The organism is Achromobacter sp. 1011811831 (assembly GCF_059760905.1).
The window spans coordinates 23,581-41,665 of record NZ_JCBANG010000039.1; the positions used below are offsets into that span (position 1 = coordinate 23,581).

The window sequence follows — 18,085 nt, forward strand, 5'->3', positions numbered from 1 at the left end:
ATTCCTGGAATAGGGGGATGTGTTCGCCAGTCTCCCGCTCTGCCTAAAATCAATCAATCCTGTCTGAGGATAATTGATATGAAGAAGATTGATATCGTGCCGGCGGCCTCGCGCGCGGCGACTGGGGATCAGACGGACGGGAATCTGCCCGATCTGAACCTGCTCAAGGTGTTCGAGGCCATCTACGACGAGGGCGGCGCGGGGCGCGCCGCCTTGCGGCTGGGCGTGACGCAGTCCGCGGTCAGCGTGGCACTGGGACGGCTGCGCACGCTCTACGGCGATCCGCTATTCACCCGTACCGGCCGCGGGCTGGCCCCGAGCCTGCGGGCGCGCGAACTGCGGCCCGTGATCGGCGAGGCGCTGGACAAGTGTCGCCAGAGCCTGGCGCTGGCGCGGCCAGGCAGCGCGGGCGTGGCGGGCCGCTCGGTCACGCTGGGACTGTCCGACGATTTCGAGATTGCGTTGGGGCGGGACATCATGGACAGGCTGGCCGTCGAAGCGCCCGGCCTGCGCGTGATCTTCCGCCAGACGCACAGCGGGATGGCGGCGGACATGCTGATGGCGCGCGAGGCCGATCTGGTGATCGCGTCCGGCGGGCTCAGCGCTGCCTCCTTGCGCAAGGCGCTGGCGGGCCGTGGCGGCTATGCCTGCCTGCTCGATCCCGCCAGCTTGCGGCGTGGCCAGAAGACGCTGTCGGTCGAGGAGTTCGTGCGCCGTGAACACGTGCTGGTGTCGTCGGGCGGCTTCATCGGCGCGGTGGACGAAGTGCTGCACGGCATGGGCCTGAAGCGTCGCGTGCAGGCATCGACCACGCATTTCTCCGCGCTTGCCTTTCTGTTGCGCGGCGGCACGGCGCTGGCCACGCTGCCCGAGCATGCCGCGCGGGGCCTGGCGCGGGCGGCGGGCCTGGCGCTGCTGCCGTGTCCTGTCGACATGCCGGACTATGCCATCGAGCTGGGTTGGCGCGCCGACGTCTTGCGCGATCCCGCCGCGTCCGCGTTGCGGCGCTGCCTGCTGCCGCTGCTTGAGACCTATCGCTGGCGCGCTTGATTGCCAGCGCGGGTGGATCCTCCGATTCGCTCGGCGGGCTCGTGATCGAGGCCGCGATTGCCGGACCTCGATGTCTGACGGGATGGTCAATAAAAGACGAATATTCCGCGTCGGGGCATGCATCAAATTCCGCCGCATGGAACTTGTCATGCGGAAATTTTGAACATATCGATTGAAGATTGAACAATTGTCAAAGTTCAATCTTTGACCATGACCACGCTCCTACACTGCGGCCCGTGCTGGACCAGTTTCATAAACTGTCTTGTCCACGCAAGGTCTTGATGGCAGCGACAACACAAGTGACGCGGCTGTTTCAAGTGGGCGCCTGTAAGGCGTTTTATTCGTCGTGTCGGATCATGAGTCCACAAAGCGTGAAAGTCTTGGTCGCGGATGATCATCCCGCGGTCTGTGCCGGCGTGCGGCATGCGTTAAGTCAGTGTCCCAACATCAACGTCGCCTGTGCGCCGCGCAGCTCGGGCGGCATGCAGCAGGCGCTCGACGCGGCGGCCTATGACGTGCTCGTATGCGAGTACGCGATGCTGGGCGGGTTGAGCGACAACACGGCGCCCTGCCTGCAGGCGATCAGGCAGCGCTACCCCGGCCTGCGCATTGTCATTCTCACGCGGCTGGAAAACGCCGGCGTCGTGCACATGCTGTTGAGCCAGGGCGTTCAGTGCATCGTCAGCAAGGTGGATGAACTCAGCCATCTGCCTCCTGCCATCCTGCGCGCGCGCGGCGACGGGCGCTATCTGTCGCCGCGCATCGAGACGTTGGCGCAGGCGGCGGGCTACGGCCGGGCGGGCCTGTTGGCGCTGACCCTGCGCGAGATGGAAGTGATCCGGCTTTTCCTGGCCGGGCTGACGGTCAACGAGATCGCGCGGCGCCTGGATCGCAGCAAGAAGACCATCAGCACGCAGAAGGGCACGGCCATGCTCAAGCTGGGCGTGCAGAGCGATATCGAGCTGCTGCGCTACGGCATAGAGACAGGCCTGGCCGACGCTTGATCGGGCACGTGTGGTCTGTGGCGTTGAGGGTTCGCCAAGCCAGATCGTCAAGCCTTGTCAAGGCTAGGACGAGGCTGATTTCCAAAGGCCTGCCGTGTGCGGAGACTGGGGTGTCTTCAACTCCCCCAGTCCTTCCTGGCGCGTGTTCGGCATGACGGTCCCGTCCACGACGCGGCGCGCCGTCCGCCTTCGAGCCTCGCGCGAGGTGGACGATTGCTCTCGCGATGAAACTCCGCTTAAACCCCCTCGTGGCCGCCCTGCTCGGGATCGCGGCCCCCCTGTTGCCGGTCGCGGCCTGGGCGACGTCTTATGGTCAGGTCCTGGTGGACGATCCCAACGGCGCCACCACCGTCACCCTGCAGCCGGGCGATTCGGCGGCCTATGCCTATGACCACTCGTACGGCACGACCGATGGCACCTTGAGGGTATCGGTGGCCGGCAATCGCATCGTCGCCGATGGCGTGAGCGTGCAGACCTTGAACGACATGACCTCCGCCATGGGCGTTGAGGATGGTGGCGGCCTGGATCTGCGCAACTCCGTCGCGAGCGCGGACGGCGATCACACCAGGACGCTGTGGGTCCGCGGCGCGGGCAGCAACGCCAAGATCGTCAACTCGACGCTGAGCATTCTGAAGAACCAGGGATACCTGGCCGAGATGAGCGAAGGGGCGCATGTCACGCTGGAGGGAGGAAAGTTGCTGGCGCATGACGGTACGGCGCTGATGGTGAGGGATCAGTCTGTCGTATCGGCCAGCAACGTGGTGATCGAGGGCACGAACACCGTCTTCAACGACTCCAGCCTGACGCTGGATGGGGTGACGCACATCAACAGCACCGGAATGCTCGTGGCCACTGTGGGCTGGGGCAGCTCGCTCGTCGCCAGGAACAGCACGTTCCGGACGCAGCCCAGCAATATGTACGGCACGGTGTTCTTGCTGTACCGGGACGGCAGTGTCGACATCTCGGGCGGTTCCGTCCAGAGCGCTGGCCGGACCCTGTTCCAAACGGCACAGCGCCAGGCCAACATTCACCTCACGGTGCGCGACGCTTCCCTCATCAACGAAGGCCACCACGCCGTGCTGATCGACCAGGGCACGAACTCCAGCGTCACCCTGGAGAACGTCGTCATCAAGACAGGCGGCGAGGCGCTGACCGTGTCGGACTTTGACATGTTCGGCAGCGGCGGCAACCGCATCGACGGCAAACAGCTGTCGATAGAAGTCGGCGTAATGGGCGGGGGGGGCGTGTTGGTTTACGGTGGCGACGACAGGGTATCCCTGAGCGACAGTTCGGTCTTGACGCATGGGGATCGTAGCCCTGGCCTGTGGGTGATGGGCAGCAGCGACCTGGATCTTCAAAACACGCGCATCGTGACCGAAGGCCAGGGCTCCCATGGCGTGGCCGCCAACGGCGGCGGGCGGGTCTCGCTGGCGGGCGGCAGCATCGAGACCTCGGGGAGCAAGGCGGCGGGTCTTTCCGCCAATGTCGTGAACGGCGTGGGGGGCGGCAGCTTCACGGTCAGCGGCACGGCGATCTCGACGTCCGGCGCGGGCAGCGCCGGCATTGCGTCCATGGCGACCGAGTCGGTGCCTGCCTCGATCAATACATTTTCCCTGTCCAATGGCGCCAGTGTCGATACGCAGGACGGCGTCGGCCTGCTGGTTGCCGGCGGCAACCAGCATCGTTTCACGCTGGACGGCGTCCGCGTTGCCGCGCGCGCCGCCGGACAGCTGGCCGAGGGCGTGTTGATGCGCGTGCAGGCATATCACTATGCCGATGACTATCCTTTCATGCCCCCGTCTTCGCTGCCGCCCGACGTGCCGGTGGGGACGGTCACGCTGAACGCCAGCAACGCCAGCCTGACCGGCGACGTGCTGGCCTCGGCCGGCGTCGTCGATCTGCGGCTCGAGCGCGGCAGCGTGCTGACGGGCGCGGTGAGGCAGTTCGACGCGGGTCGAATCAACAGTCTGTCGATCGACAGCACGAGCGCCTGGCATGTGCGGGGCGATTCGCGCCTGGAATCCCTGAACAACGATGGCCTGGTGGCCTTCGACGCGCCGGCCGCGCCGCTGACGATGCCGTCCTCCTCGCCCGCCGCGCTGTCGGCCTCGAACGGTTTCAAGACGCTGACCGTCACCCACTATGCGGGCAGCGGAACACTGGTCCTGAACACCCGGCTGGGCGACGACAGCTCGCCCACCGATCGGCTGGTCATCGATGGCGGCGCGGCCACCGGCAATACCGGCCTGCGCATCGTCAACGCCGGAGGCAGCGGCGCTCGGACCAACATTGGCATCCGCGTGGTCGAAACGGTCAATGGCGGGTCTACCTCGGCCAGCGCGTTCCGGCTGGATCCCGGTTCGACCGGCTATCGCCCCGGCTTTGGCACCTTGGCGGCCAACGGCTACGAATACAGCCTGCGGCGCGGCGGCTACGGCGGCGTGGCCGACGACTGGTATCTGAGCACGTCCTCGGCGGCGACCCCTGCGCCTGTCTCGCCCACGACCCCGCCAGCCGTCACGCCCGACGTCGGCAAATCTTTCCAGAATGTCTCGCCGGAGAGTGGCGCCTATGTCGGCAACCAGCTCGCCGCGATGAGCCTGTTCTCGCACAGCCTGCATGACCGCGTGGCGGCGCGCCGAGGCGTCTCCGACGACGACGCCTCGGGCCGCAGGCTATGGACGCGCGTGCTTGGCCGCCACGATGGCGGCATGCGCATGACGGCCGGCAAGGTGGACATCGACACGGACAGCTCGCTGATTCAGATCGGCGGCGACCTGCTGCGCGCGCCGCTGGGCGGCATGGGGGCCGTATACGCCGGCGTGATGGCGGGTTATGGCGACGCCCGCACAGGTTCGGCGTCGACGTTGCGCCTGGGCGGCCAGCCGTCCATGCGCGCGCGCGCCTCGGGAAAGGTGTCGGGCTATGCCGCTGGCGTCTATGCCACGGCCTATGCCGACGATGTCGAGCGCCTGGGCGCGTTCGCCGATGCCTGGATACAGTACGGCCGATATGACAATCGCATCGGCAGCGACCTGGGATCGGCCAGCTACCGCTCGGGCGTCTGGTCGGCGTCGGTGGAGGCCGGTTATGCCTTCAAGCCCTTCGCGGCGACATTGGTTCTGGCCGATCTTGCCGTCGAGCCGCATGTGCAGTTGACGCATGCTCGTTATCGCGCCAGCGGGACCAGCCTGCAGGGCACGCGCATGGAGAGCGGCGCCAGCGGCGACACGACCCTGCGCGCGGGCGTGCGCGTATACGCCAAGCCGGCCCCGGCCGCGCCGCAGCCCGCCATTCGCCCCTTCCTGGAGGCGAACTGGCTGCATCGCGCCGGCACGCCGTCGGTTCGCATGGGAGAGAACAGGCTGGACATGACGCCGGCACGCAATGCGCTCGAACTCAAGCTGGGCGCCGAAACGCAGGTGACCCGCGCAACGCAGATCTCAGTGCAAGCGATAGGTCAATTGGGATCCGGCCAGCGCGGCTACGGCGGATCCTTGAATCTGAGTTACCGCTGGTAGTCAGCAGGTCGCGATCGCGGCCAATGTGGCGGGCTGGTTTTGCCAGTCCCGCTGCGTGGCGGCATAAATTTCAAACGCTTCCAGCGTCATGGCCTTGCCATGCAGATAGCCCTGGGTGATCTGTCCGCCCAGGCTCGTCACGAGCTTCAGATCATCGTCGGATTCGATGCCTTCGATCACGACCGCGATCCCCAGCCCGCGCGCCATGCCTATGGTGCTGGACAGGATGCGCCGCGCGTGCGGATGGTGGCGCGCCTGGCTGATCAAGTGGCGGTCGATCTTCAGCTCGTTGAACGGCACCCAGAGCAGGCGGTCCAGCGACGAGCTGCCCGTGCCGAAATCGTCGATCGCGCAATTGAAGCCGCGCAGGCGTAGCTGGGTCACCGCGCCGGTCAGGGCTGGGATGGCCGACGCGTCGCCGTCCTCGATGATCTCGATCACCAGGCGGCTGGGCGTGGCGCCCGCCAGCCTCGCTTGCTGGGCCAGCTGTTGCGCCCAGTCGACGGAGCTGGCGATGCCGGTGGGAATATTGATGCTGACGGTCAGGTCGCGGATCCAGGTCAGCCGGATCTGAGCGGCCAGCGCCTGCTCGATCATGTAGTCGGTCAGAGGCCGCATCAGGCCCGCGCTTTCGAATGCCGGCAGGAAGGCGGCCGGTTCCAGCAGCGTGCCGTCGTCGTTGCGCCAGCGCGCCAGTATCTCGGCGCCGCGCAAGCGGCCCCCCTCCACGTGGTGTTGCGGTTGCAGATGGCCTTCGATGCGTCGGGTCGCCAGCGCCAGCAAGAGATCATCGCGCGATGGCCGGCGAGTGGCCGCTTGCGGCTTGCCAGCAAGCGTCGCGGAATGCAGCGTGCGCAGTTCGCCCTGCAGCGTCTCGGCCACGGCGCGCACGCGGCTGGACTTCAGCGGTTTTTCCAGCGTGGCCAGGACGCTGATGCCGCGCGATTGCGCATACGATGCCGCGGCCTGGACCAGGCGCGCGGGATGCGCGCTGGTCAGGATGATGCCGCCAGTTCCGCCGTTCCGCGCCAATGCGTCGATCAATTGCAGGCCGGTCATGTCGGGCAGGTCGAGGTCGAGCACCACGATGTCCCAGCGCTGCTGGCGTATCTCGTCTAGCGCGATCCTGCCGTTGCGCGCGGCGATGACGTCCGCGCCGGTGGCCTTGCGCAGCACGTTAGCCAGGCCCACGCGGTGCGTGTCGTATTCGTCGACGACGAGAATGGTATCGATCATGGTTTGGTTGCGCGGCAGGCGCCCTATGCGTCGGGAGCATTCTTTCATCGCGCATGGCACGCTTGAATCAGCCTGGTCCTACGCGCTCGCATGATGGATGCGCTCGGTCCCGGCTTGTCTATGGAGAGGCGGAAAGGAAAGGTCTTCGCTTTGACTATTGTTCGAATTTCAACCGCTTTCGGTCAGTAGTATTTCGACATGCACGCGGCGCCAACGAGATTCACGGATCGCTGTTTGCGGGCCGATCGAACCCGAATCAGTGTTGAGACGATAAAGACCGTGGCGGAGGGGGTTTCCCGCCAGCGGCTCGATGGGTGCGGCGCGCTCCACGAAAGAGGGATCCATGTGGTCCGAGATTTGCAGGAAGGTATATGCATTGGAATCGCCATGCTGTTCAGGAATCCCTTGATGCACGCTTGCTCGCCGGGATGCTGGCTTCCTATCTGCCCGAGGCCCGTGACGAGGGTGATGCCGGGCATGCACCGGAAGACGCCGGCGGCGCCAGAACGGCAGGATCGTCGCTCTATGTCGCGCTCGTGGGGCATGAGCATCAGCAGGCGGACCAGCTGGCGCGCCTGTTGACGCAGCAGGGCTTCCAGGTAGGCGTGTTCGATGCCTGGCCGGAGCGCGCCAGCGCCGCTGGCGTGGACCTGATCGTTCTGGACCTGGGCGAGGCCACTGCCGACCAAGGCGTGGACCTGATCGCACGCATACGTTCGCAGGTCAGCAACATGCCTCCCATCCTGGTCCTGACGGTGGTCGCGGCGGAGTCCGATCTGGCGAGCCTGTACGACGCGGGCGCCGACGACGTCATGTTCAAACCCCTGCGCATCGCGGTGTTCGCGGCGCGCGTGCAGGCACTGGCGCGGCGCGTCTATCCGAGCCAGGAGCAGCAGGCAGACTTGCTGAGAGTCGGCGCCTATGCCATCGACGTGGCCGCGCGCCGGCTGTCCCTCAATGGGCAGTCGGTCAAACTGTCGAGCCGCGAGTTCGACCTAGCCCTGTACCTGTTTCGCAACGTAGGCCGGCTGGTCAGTCGCTCCACGTTGGAAAAGGCAATCTGGGGCCGGGAGCTGGGCATCGATTCCAAGACGGTGGACACGCATATCTACCGCTTGCGGGTCAAGCTCAGGTTGCAGCCGGAAAACGGCTTGCAGCTGGCCAGCGTGTATGCACAGGGTTTTCGCCTGATCCAGGTGGTGACGTTGTCTTGAGCAAGCCGCGGCCCGTCCTGGATCGGGCCGTGCGAGATCGGATGAATCCAACCATGATGCGTGCCACTGCCGAAATATTCGTCATCTTCGAGGAGCCGGATGCCAGGACGCGCCAGGCTTTCCTGCTCAACAGCCTGGGCCTGCCGTTCCAGGACGTGGACGTCGGCCCCGCGCCGTTGTCCGGCGAGTGGCGCCTGGGGCGCGGGCTCACGCACCTGATCCTGCCCGTGGGGCTGAATTTCCTGCTCCTGCTGCGCCAGGTGCGCAGCAGCTTTCCGGATGCTTCCGTGCTGGCGGTCGGCGAGTTCTCAGGCATCGATCGGCGCATCCATGCCTACATGGCGGGCGCGGACAATTGCCTGTCCGCGCAGGCCGGCCCTGAGGAGCTCGCCGCGGTTCTGCAGGCGATCCGGCGCAAGGGCGGCGGGGATGCCAGGCGCGTCGACGTGACCCTCGAAGGCGTCGCGAGCCGTGCCGAAGAAGATGGCGTCAGGGCGGGAACCTGGGTGCTGTCCGACGGAGGCTGGATGCTGGCCGCCGCCGATGGCACCCGCATAGACCTGCGCAAGTCGGAGCGCACGCTGCTGCAGTGGTTCGCGCAGCGCCCGGGCGTGGAGGCGAGGCGCAACGAGACGATATCGGCCAGCGATGGCTCCAGCATCACCGGGCGGTCCATCGATGTGGTGATCAGCCGTCTGAAGCGCAGGGCCGAGCTGCAGGGCGTCAAGCTGCCTATCAGGAGCGTGCGTGGCCGAGGCTACGTGTTCGTGGGCAACCTTACCGTGGGCAAGGGCGAACGCAGCCAGGAGGAAGGAGTGTCGCTGGGCCGCTGACGGCCGTGCGCAGGGGATCAGAAGTCATTGAGATCCGAGATCCAGCTGCGCGCGGCGCTGCAGCCATTGAGAGAAGGCGTCAAGGATCGGGTCATTGCTGCGCGAGCGCGGCATGCAGAAATAGTAGCCGCCATGATTGGGCACCGGATTCGGGAATGGCAGCGCCACGCGCTGCGTCTTCAGATCAGCTTCCAGCAGGCAGCGCGGCACGATGCCGACGCCGAAGTTGTCGGCCACGGCGTCGATGATGCCGGCGACCGTGCTGAAGCCGGAATCCATGGTGAAGGATGGCGCGCCGCCTTGCGTATCCAGCCAGATCTTCCAGTCGTCCGGCTGCTCCAGGTGATAGAGCAGCGGATGGCGCAGGAGATCTTCAGGCTTGAGGATCTGGCGCGCGAGATCGGGATGGCATATCGGCACGATGTGTTGCCCCGCCAGATACGTGGCCATGACATGGCGAGGCCAGGGATTGCCCTTGACCGTTCGCGGCACGATCCAACAGTCTGTCTGGGAATCGAGGAAATGGTCGGCGGACGCGTAGGGCTGCAGTACGACTCGCACGTTCGGGACCAGCGCATTGAACTCGGGCAGCTTGGGGATCAGCCAGCGCGTGGCCAGCGTCGATACGGAACGCACCGTGAGCCGGCTGCGTGGCGAGGCCTGCGTGTCGATTTCCATCATTGCGTCGCTGAGGACGCGCAGCGACGGCTCGATGCGGTCGAACAGCTGGCGTCCGGCCTCGGTCAGCGTGACGCCGCGACCGCCGCGCAGGAACAGTATGACGCCCAGGCGCGACTCCAGGCGCCTGATGCTGCGGCTGACGCCGCCCTGTGTCATTTCCAGGCCGTCGGCGGCCGCGGTGATGCATCCGGAGCGCGCGACCGAAACGAAGGCGTGCAATTCTGGCATGGGGGGAAGCTGCAGGCGCATTGGCGTATTGCGTATGCCGGACGATGTCAGGCATGCGCCCCATGCGTGCAGGCGATGCGCCTGCGGTGATCTGGACGGATGCCTGCGCGCCGGGACTCGCGGCGGTTAAGGGCCAGACCAGTGTAGGCGCGCTGTTCGCGTTGAAATTCAAATTCTGCTGACTGCCAGCGCGCATGGCCTGCCCGCGTGCGCCGGCGTCGTCCGCGTCAGGCGGCGCGGCTCAGTCCTGCTCGAAGTCGGCGGCCGCCGATTCCAGCAGCCAGCCGCGGAATGCGTCGATGAGCGGATCGCCGTCGCGCGTCTTGGGCGTGCACAGGAAGTAGCCGCGGCGACTCGACATGGACATGCCTTCAGGAATCGCGACGCGGCCCGCCCGCTCGTCCATCTGCACCAGGCAGCGCGGCGACAGCACGACGCCGAAATTGTTGGCCACCGCGTCGATGGCGGCCGCCATGATGTTGAACTCGGAATCCAGCATCCTGGGCGCGGGCAGGCCATAGGCCTCGCACCATTGCTGCCACATCTCCGGCGCTTCCACGTGATAGAGCAGCGGCTGGCGCATCAGGTCCGAGGGCGACTGGATGCCTGGCAGGATCGAAGGATGGCAGACCGGCACCACCTCGCGCCCGATGATATAGGTGCTGCGCAGATGCCTGGGCCATTGACCGGTGGCTGATTTGCGCCAGTAGAGCCAGCAATCCACGTCCTTTTCGAGGAAGTCATCGTCCAGCACGTTGGGCTGGATGATCACGCGCACGCCCGGCATGCGCGCATGGAATTGGGGCAGGCGAGGAACCAGCCAGCGCATGGACAGCGTGGAGACAGTGCGCAGGCGCAGCACGCCGCGAGGCGAGGCATGGGCCTGGACGCTGGAGACCGCCTCCGCCAGCGTCCGCATCGCGGGCTCGATTTGTTCATATAGCCGTTGCCCCGTGGGCGTCAGCGAAACGCCACGGCCATTGCGCAGGAACAAGGGCATACCCAGCCGGCCTTCAAGGCGTTGCACGCAGCGGCTGACGCCGCCTTGGGTGACGCACAGGGTCTGCGCCGCGGCGGAAAAGCTGCCTGCCTGCGCGACGGCGAGGAAGGCATGGAGTTCGGGCATGGAGGGGAGCAGCAATCTCATGGAAAAAGCCCGAAAGGTATTCCGTTAGGTCATAGGTTGGAGCTGTATTGTCGATTGTTACGCAGGGAGACTCTGCTTAGATTAGTAACCGTTGCGTAATTCAGATATTGAAAACGCGCGCATCTGTTTCGAATGTCTCGCATCGTCACATTATGTCGTTTTGTTTCGAAGTGAATGATCGAGGGTCCGAGGCGGTAGTTGGAAGGGAAGACGGGCTCGTCCCGGATCCCGGATTGTGGGGGTGTCGAAGCGGCGGCTAACTATTTTTCAATTTATATCAATTAACGCGGCTTTAGGCAGTACAGGGTTTATCCCGAATTGTGGATTAGGCGCACGGGCCGGTTGGCCATGCGGCGCATTGAGGTGAATCATGAAGATCGCAGTGTTGGGCGGTAAGCGCGAACAGGCCGAAGTGACGGCCATCTTGTTGAACGCGATGGGGCACGAGTGCTCCGTCCACGGCCAGGGCGGCGTGTTCCTGCAGTCCGGGCAGGCATCGGACTACGACTTTTTCGTTGTGGATGCGGGCCTGTCGATGGGGGGCATGGATCCGCTGCTGGTAGGCAAGGTCCGCGCGGCGGCGGGACGCGCCCAGCCCATCCTGCTGCTGGCGGAGGCGGCGGATCTGGAAAACTGTGTGGCTTCCTCGCTGGAAGACGGCGCGGATGATTGCATGAGCAAGCCGGTGCGCGCCGGCGAGCTGGCGGCCCGGGTCGGCGCGCTGTTGCGCCGGGCGTATCCCGATCAGGCGCTGCCGGCCGATCTGATCCGGGTCGGCGACTATGAAATCGATCCCGTGGGCCGGATCGCCATGTTGCGCGGCCAGCCGGTGAAGCTGTCGCGCCGCGAATTCGATCTGGGCCTGTACCTGTTCCGGCATATCGGCCGCCTGGTGCCGCGCATCGTGCTGGAAAAAGCCATCTGGGGCCGCTCGCTGGAATTCGATTCCAAGACGCTGGACACGCATGTCTACCGCCTGCGGGTGAAGCTGCAGTTGCAGCCTGAAAACGGGCTCCAGCTGAGCAGCGTCTACGCGCAGGGATTCCGCCTGACGCCCGTGATGGCGCTCGCCGCCAGCCAGAAGGCCTATGCCTAGCGTGTCGCCCATGTATCTGGGGGCCACGTCATGGTGAGCCTGAGCGAATTGACCGTGCTCGACCTGTTGATCCGGATCTGCGCCGAGGCCGAGGCGCACTCCGGCGGCGCGAGCGCGGTCGGTCCCGGCGTCGGGGGGAGCGCCGGGACCGGCAGGGGGGCGCCATCCCCGGCCTCGGGCGAGGCGCGGGCCGCATCCATGTGCGAGTCCTGCCTGAGCCTGCCGCTGGGTGTGGCGGTCAGTATGGAGTCGCACCCGCGGCTGGGCCTCGTGGATTGCGTCGAGGTCGACGGCGACCCCGTCAACCGCTATGAGCACTATTGCTGTGTGTCATGCCAGACGCGTTGGGTCCGCTATGTCGACCGCTGGGGCACGGACATGGGGTTCCGGCTGGGCGAGCAATCCTACGACGTGTAGGGATAGACATTGCGCAGATAGCCCGCGCTGTCTGCGTCCGCGCAGGTAAGCTGCGCCGAGACCTCCTGGCCGTCCTGGGTCCAGTTCGCGGCCCAGCTGCGCACGCCCGGCAGGTCGGTGGCGGCTTCTCTTTTCTGGCCGCCGAAGTGCCGCTGCGCGAACGCAGACAGCGCGGCGACCGCCGCGTCGAACGGCAGCGCCGTGTCCAGCACCCACATCTCGTAGACCTTGCCCGATTCCTCGTCATGTTCGACAGCAAGCGCCCCGTGCGGCTCGAAGCCGTCGGGGAGCGGAAGGGAGGCTAGGGATAGGGCCATGCGCGGCATCGTGTTGGCGGAAGCGGTGGGATTCGAACCCACGAAGGGCGTAAACCCTTGCCGGTTTTCAAGACCGGTGCCTTCAACCGCTCGGCCACGCTTCCTGGTGTCGGGACGGCGCCGATCGCCAGGCAAACGTTTTGCCGGCGATGGCTTGCATGCCATCCGAAGGGCGCAATAATAATCCATTTGCTACCCAGGAGGCATGATGAAGGCTGTTGAAATCTCCCGCCCCGGCGGTCCGGACGTGCTGGTGCCGGTGGAACGACCCATGCCGGAGCCCGGTCCGGGCGAGGTGCTGATCAAGGTCAGCGCGGCCGGCATCAACCGTCCCGATGTGTTCCAGCGCAAGGGCGCCTATCCGCCGCCGCGCGGCGCGTCGGACCTGCCCGGCCTGGAAGTGGCCGGCGAAATCGTGTCCGGCGATGCGGCCGCCGGCGGCCTGGCGATCGGCGACAAGGTCTGCGCGCTGGTCGCGGGCGGCGGCTATGCCGAATACTGCGTCGCGCCCGCCGCGCAGTGCCTGCCGATTCCGCGCGGCCTGTCCGACATCGAAGCCGCCGGCCTGCCCGAAACCTATTTCACCGTCTGGAGCAACGTGTTCGACCGCGGCCGCCTGGCCGAGGGCGAGGCGCTGCTGGTCCATGGCGGCGCCAGCGGCATCGGCACCACGGCGATCCAGCTGGCCCGCGCGATGGGCAACCCGGTCTACGCCACGGTCGGCAGCGACGAGCGCGCCCGCGCCGTGGAAGCGCTGGGCGCCGCGCGCGGCATCAACTACAAGACCCAGGACTTCGTGAAGGAAGTGCTGGACGCCACCGGCGGACGCGGCGTGGACGTGGTCCTGGACATGGTGGCGGGCGACTATATCGGCCGCGACATTCAGTGCCTGGCCGACGACGGCCGCATCGTCATCATTGCCCAGCTGGGCGGCGCGCACGCCAATGTGGATACGGCGCAGGTCATGCGCCGCCGGCTCACCATCACCGGCTCCACATTGCGTCCGCGCCCCGTGGCCTTCAAGGGCGCCATCGCCCGTTCGCTGCGCGAGCGCGCATGGCCGTTGCTGGAGCAGGGCGCCATCAAGCCGATCGTCCACGCCACCTTTCCGCTGGCCCAGGCCGCCCAGGCCCACGCCATGATGGAAAGCGGCGAGAACATCGGCAAGATCATCCTGACCGTATAGGGAAACGCGGGTGCGCCGGCACGCCGGCGCACAACAGGATACAATCGCAGGTTTCGCCTGGAATTTTTTCCAGGCAGACCCGTGGGCGAATGTTTCATGGGCCGCAGCCTTCTGTCGTCGGCGCACTCCTGGTGCCGTCCACGCGACAGAGCAACACGGCCCGGAGGCACCCGTCCGGCGGCGGCCAGGCCTCGCGGCTGGCCGGCGACCGGCCTCCCGGGCTCACCCTTTCTGACCTTTGCGCCATGACTTCAGTCGAAAACCGCGCCCGCCTCGTGCTGGGCAACTGGAAGATGAACGGCAACCTGGCCGAGAACGCCGCGCTGCTGACCGAGCTGCGCGCCGTGGATGCCGCCAGCCATTGCCAGATCGGCGTCTGCGTGCCGTTCCCGTACCTGGCCCAGGCCGCTTCCGCCCTGACCGGCAGCAGCGTCAGCTGGGGTGCGCAGGATGTCAGCGCTCAGGAAAAGGGCGCCTACACGGGCGAAGTCTCCGGCGCCATGCTGAAGGAATTCGGCTGCCGCTGGGCCCTGGCGGGCCACTCCGAGCGTCGCGTGCTGCACGGCGAGACCGACCAGATCGTGGCGGACAAGGCGCGCGCCGCGCTGGCCGCCGGCTTGACCCCCGTGGTCTGCGTGGGCGAGTCGCTGGACGATCGCGATGCCGGCAACACGCTGGCTGTCATCGAGCGCCAGCTCAAGCCCGTGCTGGCCCTGGGCGCCGACGCCGTGTCGCGCATGGTCCTGGCCTATGAGCCGGTCTGGGCCATCGGCACCGGCCGCAGCGCCAGCCCCGAGCAGGCCCAGGAAGTCCATGGCGCCATCCGCGCCGCCCTGCGCGCGCTGGGCGCGGCCCAGGTGCAAGTGCTGTACGGCGGCAGCGTCAAGGCGGCCAATGCCGCCAGCCTGTTCGCCATGGCCGACATCGACGGCGCCCTGGTCGGCGGCGCGTCGCTCGTGGCCGACGAATTCCTGCGCATCGCCGCCATCTAAAAGTTTCCGTTCCGGAGTCTGTAATGCCCCTGATTCTCAAAGTTCTGCTGGCCGTCCAAGTGATCTCGGCGCTGGCTATCATCATCCTGGTCCTGCTGCAGCAAGGCAAAGGCGCCGACATGGGTTCCGCGTTCGGCAGCGGCTCGGCCGGCAGCCTGTTCGGCGCCACCGGCGCGGCCAACTTCCTGTCGCGCATGACCAAATGGTCCGCCGTCGTGTTCTTCGCCACCACCGCTGGCCTGGCTTATGTCAGCCACAAGGGCTCCTCCTCGGTCCTGGACACCAGCGTGATGCAGAACTTCCCGGCCGACCGTTCCGTGCCCCAGGTGCCGGGCGGCGCATCGGTTCCCGGCGGCTCGTCCGTCCCGGGCGCGTCCTCGGTTCCCGGCGCGGCTTCCGCCCCGGCCAAGCCCGACGCCTCGGTGCCTTCGGTTCCGGCGGCTCCCGCCTCGGGCGATAAGCCGGCGGAAACGCCCGCGAAGTAAGGCGTCTGCTTGCGGCCGGCCCCTGTGAGCAGGGGGCGGCTGTGGCAAGGCAGCAAAAGCCGGCGTCAGCCGGCTTTTTGCTTGGCAGGCGTAATCGGCGGCAGCCTTGACGCGACCGCGCCGAAAGCCTGATTTCATGCTAGAATGCTCGACTTTCTGGCCTTGCCTTTATGACAAGCGCCGGGATGGCATGCGAGTAGCGCGCTGGCCTTCGGGACGGAATCGTGAATGCTCGCATGGCCCTGCCGACGTGGTGAAATTGGTAGACACGCTATCTTGAGGGGGTAGTGGCGAAAGCTGTGCGAGTTCGAGTCTCGCCGTCGGCACCAAGAATTTGTTCCAGGGCATCCCTGGAAGTGTAAAGAGCCCGCATCTCTCCTATGAGAGTGCGGGTTTTTTGTTGCCTGGCGTCCCAGTTTGTTCACCAGCATCCATTGCATTTGAGTAGGGCTTTGAGTATGTTTTTGGCTTCATACTCAAAACGGGCCCCCTTTTTGTATGCCTAGTTTGGCTAAAGGACTGACCGACATTGCGGTCAGAAATGCAAAACGCAAAGATAAGCGCTACACACTGGCTGATGGCTTGGGGCTGCATTTGGAGGTGTGGCCGTCAGGCCGGAAATCCTGGTTCGCGCGTTACCGATTGCCGGAAGGCAAGCAACGTACCGTAGTGCTGGGTTCTTATCCAGGCCTAAGCCTTGCTGAAGCGCGCCAGAAGGCTGAAGAAGTACAGTTGGCTGGCAGGATCGGCGAACCCATCATCGGTGCGCGGGTGGAGACGAAAATCCGGCTGAACGCCCACGCCGCCGAGCAAGACCTTGCCCTGCGAGCAGCAGCGGAAGCAAAGCGCTATTCATTCACACGCTTGTCAGAAGCCTGGCTGGCGTCCCGCAAGCCAGGTTGGGCCCTGGAGAGCTACCGGAAGGCTCGATACGTAATTCAGAAGTTACTTCAGCCAGCCATCGGCGAGCGAGACATGCGAATGTTGCGCAGCCCTGATGTGACCGACACGCTGCGGGGGATCGCAGCAACTACTCCGAGCTTGGCCAAGAAGGCCATCCAATACCTAAATGGCGTTGTGGACTATTGCATCCACGAAGGTATACGTGAGGACGATCAAGTGCTCAGGTTGAAAGGAGTTCTCCCAAGGCATCGGGGTGGGCATGTGCCCGCTGTGACCCGGGAACAGGACGTTGGTCAATTGATGAGGACGATTCGAGCCTACGAAAGCGTTATCGTCCGGTCAGCTCTTCTACTTGCTGCTTGGACCGCCTTACGCCCCGGCGTTGTTGCGAGCGCCAAGTGGTCCGAAATAGATCTGGAAAGAGGGGAGTGGCACATCTCTGGCATGAACGCCGACGGATCGCGGCGCATGAAGACGGGGCATGACCACCTTGTAAGTTTGCCGACTCAAACCATTGAGATGCTGCGTGAAATGCAGCAGTTCTCTGGTGGTGCTGCCCACGTCTTTCCTGCTGTCGGAAAGTTAAAAAATCCGCACTTGCACCGAGATGCACTTTCTCGGGCCTTACGCTTGATGGGCTTTGCTGGCGAACATAGTCCGCACGGCTTTCGCGCCATGCTGCGGACCATAGCGCGCGAACGACTCAAGATTGACTTTGATGTATTGGAAGCGCAGCTTGCGCACGCCAAGCGGGATCAAATTCAGGCTGCTTACGACCGAACTGGGTTTGTCGACGAACGGCGCGAGGCCATGCAAAGGTGGGCCGACTACTTGGATGAGCAGGCTGCGCAAGCAACTGGGACCTGACCGATACCTTCCGCCAAGTACCGTATGCGCCCTAATGCGAACCTAATCACGGCCTCGTGGAGAGCCCTGCGCCCGAAGACGGACAGCGCCATAATGGCGTATCAACACAAGTTTTCTGGTGCACCCGTTGTGCCGATCTCACGCAATGTCCGATCACGTTCCAGCGCGTAGCTCGTTAACTCTGGTACGCTTCTTTTATCCCCACACGTTCCCGGTCATACTGGGGCGTGCCAAGTCTCTCAGGCTTGGAAATCGATTGGTGTGTATGTCCAGCCAATGAGCCCGAGCACCTACAAGGCGCGCTTGTCTACAGGTTCGCTAAGCCTGTCAGGCTCCAGTTCGAGACGAAGAGCCTCCTTCGCCAAGACTGCTCGACTTGCTGCTTCGGTGTAACGCCGAGGGAGAGGTTTTCCTTCAAACCTCTTGCAGTCAGAAATCAGACACTTGCTTGTGATGCGAAGCCGTTGGGGCGGCTGCTATTGAGACAGGATGTGGGTAACTCTCGCTCAATCCTGTTTCGTCATCCATGTAAGAACCTCACAATCCCGAGAGTGCACAAGGATGCACTTATGCACCACAAGACGCTTGTAAGCGTGCCGCGAGCTATGGAGCTTAGCGGTCATCACAGTCGATCCTCGTTCTACCGTCGTCTCAAGACTGATCCCATGTTCCCGCGGCCCCTAAAGCTCGGCCGATCCACGCGTTTCGTGCTGGAAGAGATTGTGGGTTGGGTAGAAGGCAAGATTGCAGAACGAGATAAATCCTCTCATCTGGATCGTTTGAAGCTGAGGCGGGGAAGCGACTTCCAGCAGCCCGCGGCGGGCGAAAGTTCGGTGCAAGACCGCAGTTGATCATCACACTCGACGCTCGAACAGAAGAACGCGGAAGTCGTCGGCAACGTAGTTGCT

Annotated in this window: 17 protein-coding genes and 2 tRNA genes; 13 read left to right on the top strand and 6 right to left on the bottom strand. The window is 65.0% G+C overall.

Going from position 1 to position 18,085, the window contains the following annotated elements; genetic code table 11:
* The first annotated feature begins 78 nt into the window (after positions 1 to 78).
* From AC6LJ9_RS16200 to AC6LJ9_RS16210, 3 genes are all read left to right on the top strand, one after another.
* Positions 79 to 1,050 carry a LysR substrate-binding domain-containing protein gene (locus AC6LJ9_RS16200; RefSeq protein ID WP_498148345.1) on the top strand — a complete coding sequence of 324 codons (972 nt, stop codon included), beginning with the start codon at positions 79 to 81 and terminating at the stop codon, positions 1,048 to 1,050.
* A gap of 371 nt (positions 1,051 to 1,421) precedes the next feature.
* On the top strand, positions 1,422 to 2,054 hold the full coding sequence (locus AC6LJ9_RS16205) for a LuxR C-terminal-related transcriptional regulator (protein ID WP_498148346.1): 633 nt from the start codon (positions 1,422 to 1,424) through the stop codon (positions 2,052 to 2,054).
* 224 nt (positions 2,055 to 2,278) lie between these two features.
* Positions 2,279 to 5,575, top strand: coding sequence for an autotransporter family protein (locus AC6LJ9_RS16210; protein ID WP_498148347.1), 3,297 nt, complete (start codon positions 2,279 to 2,281; stop codon positions 5,573 to 5,575).
* On the opposite strand, the gene AC6LJ9_RS16215 is transcribed toward AC6LJ9_RS16210, so the two are convergent.
* Positions 5,576 to 6,811 carry an EAL domain-containing response regulator gene (locus AC6LJ9_RS16215; protein WP_498148348.1) on the bottom strand — a complete coding sequence of 412 codons (1,236 nt, stop codon included), beginning with the start codon at positions 6,809 to 6,811 and terminating at the stop codon, positions 5,576 to 5,578.
* A 168-nt stretch (positions 6,812 to 6,979) separates the two neighbouring features.
* Positions 6,980 to 7,225, bottom strand: a complete 246-nt coding sequence (locus AC6LJ9_RS16220) for a hypothetical protein (RefSeq protein ID WP_498148349.1) — start codon at positions 7,223 to 7,225, stop codon at positions 6,980 to 6,982.
* A gap of 14 nt (positions 7,226 to 7,239) precedes the next feature.
* On the opposite strand from AC6LJ9_RS16220, the gene AC6LJ9_RS16225 reads away from it, so the two are divergent.
* Together AC6LJ9_RS16225 and AC6LJ9_RS16230 are read left to right on the top strand one after the other, a co-directional pair.
* On the top strand, positions 7,240 to 8,025 hold the full coding sequence (locus AC6LJ9_RS16225) for a response regulator transcription factor (RefSeq protein WP_498148350.1): 786 nt from the start codon (positions 7,240 to 7,242) through the stop codon (positions 8,023 to 8,025).
* A 53-nt stretch (positions 8,026 to 8,078) separates the two neighbouring features.
* Positions 8,079 to 8,858, top strand: coding sequence for a winged helix-turn-helix domain-containing protein (locus tag AC6LJ9_RS16230; protein WP_498148351.1), 780 nt, complete (start codon positions 8,079 to 8,081; stop codon positions 8,856 to 8,858).
* A 24-nt stretch (positions 8,859 to 8,882) separates the two neighbouring features.
* On the opposite strand, the gene AC6LJ9_RS16235 is transcribed toward AC6LJ9_RS16230, so the two are convergent.
* Positions 8,883 to 9,767 (bottom strand): LysR substrate-binding domain-containing protein, encoded by an 885-nt coding sequence (locus AC6LJ9_RS16235; protein WP_498148352.1) that lies wholly within the window; start codon positions 9,765 to 9,767, stop codon positions 8,883 to 8,885.
* Positions 9,768 to 10,008: 241 nt separating this feature from the next.
* Positions 10,009 to 10,914 (bottom strand): LysR substrate-binding domain-containing protein, encoded by a 906-nt coding sequence (locus AC6LJ9_RS16240; RefSeq protein ID WP_498148353.1) that lies wholly within the window; start codon positions 10,912 to 10,914, stop codon positions 10,009 to 10,011.
* Between the two features lie 370 nt (positions 10,915 to 11,284).
* Between AC6LJ9_RS16240 and AC6LJ9_RS16245 the strand changes: the two genes are divergently transcribed.
* On the top strand, positions 11,285 to 12,010 hold the full coding sequence (locus tag AC6LJ9_RS16245; RefSeq protein ID WP_498148354.1) for a response regulator transcription factor: 726 nt from the start codon (positions 11,285 to 11,287) through the stop codon (positions 12,008 to 12,010).
* 30 nt (positions 12,011 to 12,040) lie between these two features.
* Positions 12,041 to 12,427, top strand: coding sequence for a hypothetical protein (locus AC6LJ9_RS16250; protein ID WP_498148355.1), 387 nt, complete (start codon positions 12,041 to 12,043; stop codon positions 12,425 to 12,427).
* Here AC6LJ9_RS16250 and AC6LJ9_RS16255 read toward each other — a convergent pair.
* Entirely contained in the window at positions 12,415 to 12,744 is a 330-nt protein-coding gene (locus tag AC6LJ9_RS16255) for a hypothetical protein (RefSeq protein WP_498148356.1), read from the bottom strand. The two genes, AC6LJ9_RS16250 and AC6LJ9_RS16255, sit on opposite strands and share 13 nt — an antisense overlap.
* A gap of 14 nt (positions 12,745 to 12,758) precedes the next feature.
* A tRNA-Ser gene (locus AC6LJ9_RS16260) sits at positions 12,759 to 12,848 on the bottom strand.
* Positions 12,849 to 12,952: 104 nt separating this feature from the next.
* Here AC6LJ9_RS16260 and AC6LJ9_RS16265 point away from each other — a divergent pair.
* The 6 genes from AC6LJ9_RS16265 to AC6LJ9_RS16290 all read left to right on the top strand — a co-directional run bounded on the left by AC6LJ9_RS16265 (position 12,953) and on the right by AC6LJ9_RS16290 (position 18,028).
* A complete protein-coding gene (locus AC6LJ9_RS16265) occupies positions 12,953 to 13,930 on the top strand; it encodes an NAD(P)H-quinone oxidoreductase (protein ID WP_498148376.1) in 978 nt (325 codons plus the stop codon).
* Positions 13,931 to 14,175: 245 nt separating this feature from the next.
* Positions 14,176 to 14,922, top strand: a complete 747-nt coding sequence (gene tpiA, locus AC6LJ9_RS16270) for a triose-phosphate isomerase (RefSeq protein WP_498148357.1) — start codon at positions 14,176 to 14,178, stop codon at positions 14,920 to 14,922.
* Between the two features lie 23 nt (positions 14,923 to 14,945).
* On the top strand, positions 14,946 to 15,407 hold the full coding sequence (gene secG / locus AC6LJ9_RS16275) for a preprotein translocase subunit SecG (RefSeq protein WP_498148358.1): 462 nt from the start codon (positions 14,946 to 14,948) through the stop codon (positions 15,405 to 15,407).
* 244 nt (positions 15,408 to 15,651) lie between these two features.
* Positions 15,652 to 15,736: transfer RNA gene (locus tag AC6LJ9_RS16280), tRNA-Leu, on the top strand.
* Between the two features lie 169 nt (positions 15,737 to 15,905).
* Entirely contained in the window at positions 15,906 to 17,177 is a 1,272-nt protein-coding gene (locus tag AC6LJ9_RS16285) for a tyrosine-type recombinase/integrase (RefSeq protein ID WP_498148359.1), read from the top strand.
* Positions 17,178 to 17,746: 569 nt separating this feature from the next.
* Positions 17,747 to 18,028: a helix-turn-helix transcriptional regulator gene (locus AC6LJ9_RS16290; protein ID WP_498148360.1), complete on the top strand. Its 282-nt coding sequence runs from the start codon at positions 17,747 to 17,749 to the stop codon at positions 18,026 to 18,028.
* Positions 18,029 to 18,085 lie beyond the last annotated feature (57 nt).

Excerpts from the sequence above, each read along its gene's own strand:
- AC6LJ9_RS16215 (WP_498148348.1), bottom strand. The coding sequence starts at position 6,811 with ATGATCGATACCATTCTCGTCGTCGACGAATACGACACGCACCGCGTG.
- AC6LJ9_RS16230 (WP_498148351.1), top strand. The coding sequence starts at position 8,079 with ATGATGCGTGCCACTGCCGAAATATTCGTCATCTTCGAGGAGCCGGAT.
- AC6LJ9_RS16290 (WP_498148360.1), top strand. The coding sequence starts at position 17,747 with ATGCACCACAAGACGCTTGTAAGCGTGCCGCGAGCTATGGAGCTTAGC.
- AC6LJ9_RS16245 (WP_498148354.1), top strand. The coding sequence starts at position 11,285 with ATGAAGATCGCAGTGTTGGGCGGTAAGCGCGAACAGGCCGAAGTGACG.
- AC6LJ9_RS16210 (WP_498148347.1), top strand. The coding sequence starts at position 2,279 with ATGAAACTCCGCTTAAACCCCCTCGTGGCCGCCCTGCTCGGGATCGCG.
- AC6LJ9_RS16235 (WP_498148352.1), bottom strand. The coding sequence starts at position 9,767 with ATGCCAGAATTGCACGCCTTCGTTTCGGTCGCGCGCTCCGGATGCATC.
- AC6LJ9_RS16225 (WP_498148350.1), top strand. The coding sequence starts at position 7,240 with ATGCTGGCTTCCTATCTGCCCGAGGCCCGTGACGAGGGTGATGCCGGG.
- AC6LJ9_RS16265 (WP_498148376.1), top strand. The coding sequence starts at position 12,953 with ATGAAGGCTGTTGAAATCTCCCGCCCCGGCGGTCCGGACGTGCTGGTG.
- AC6LJ9_RS16250 (WP_498148355.1), top strand. The coding sequence starts at position 12,041 with ATGGTGAGCCTGAGCGAATTGACCGTGCTCGACCTGTTGATCCGGATC.
- AC6LJ9_RS16255 (WP_498148356.1), bottom strand. The coding sequence starts at position 12,744 with ATGGCCCTATCCCTAGCCTCCCTTCCGCTCCCCGACGGCTTCGAGCCG.
- AC6LJ9_RS16200 (WP_498148345.1), top strand. The coding sequence starts at position 79 with ATGAAGAAGATTGATATCGTGCCGGCGGCCTCGCGCGCGGCGACTGGG.
- AC6LJ9_RS16285 (WP_498148359.1), top strand. The coding sequence starts at position 15,906 with ATGCCTAGTTTGGCTAAAGGACTGACCGACATTGCGGTCAGAAATGCA.
- secG (WP_498148358.1), top strand. The coding sequence starts at position 14,946 with ATGCCCCTGATTCTCAAAGTTCTGCTGGCCGTCCAAGTGATCTCGGCG.
- tpiA (WP_498148357.1), top strand. The coding sequence starts at position 14,176 with ATGACTTCAGTCGAAAACCGCGCCCGCCTCGTGCTGGGCAACTGGAAG.
- AC6LJ9_RS16240 (WP_498148353.1), bottom strand. The coding sequence starts at position 10,914 with ATGAGATTGCTGCTCCCCTCCATGCCCGAACTCCATGCCTTCCTCGCC.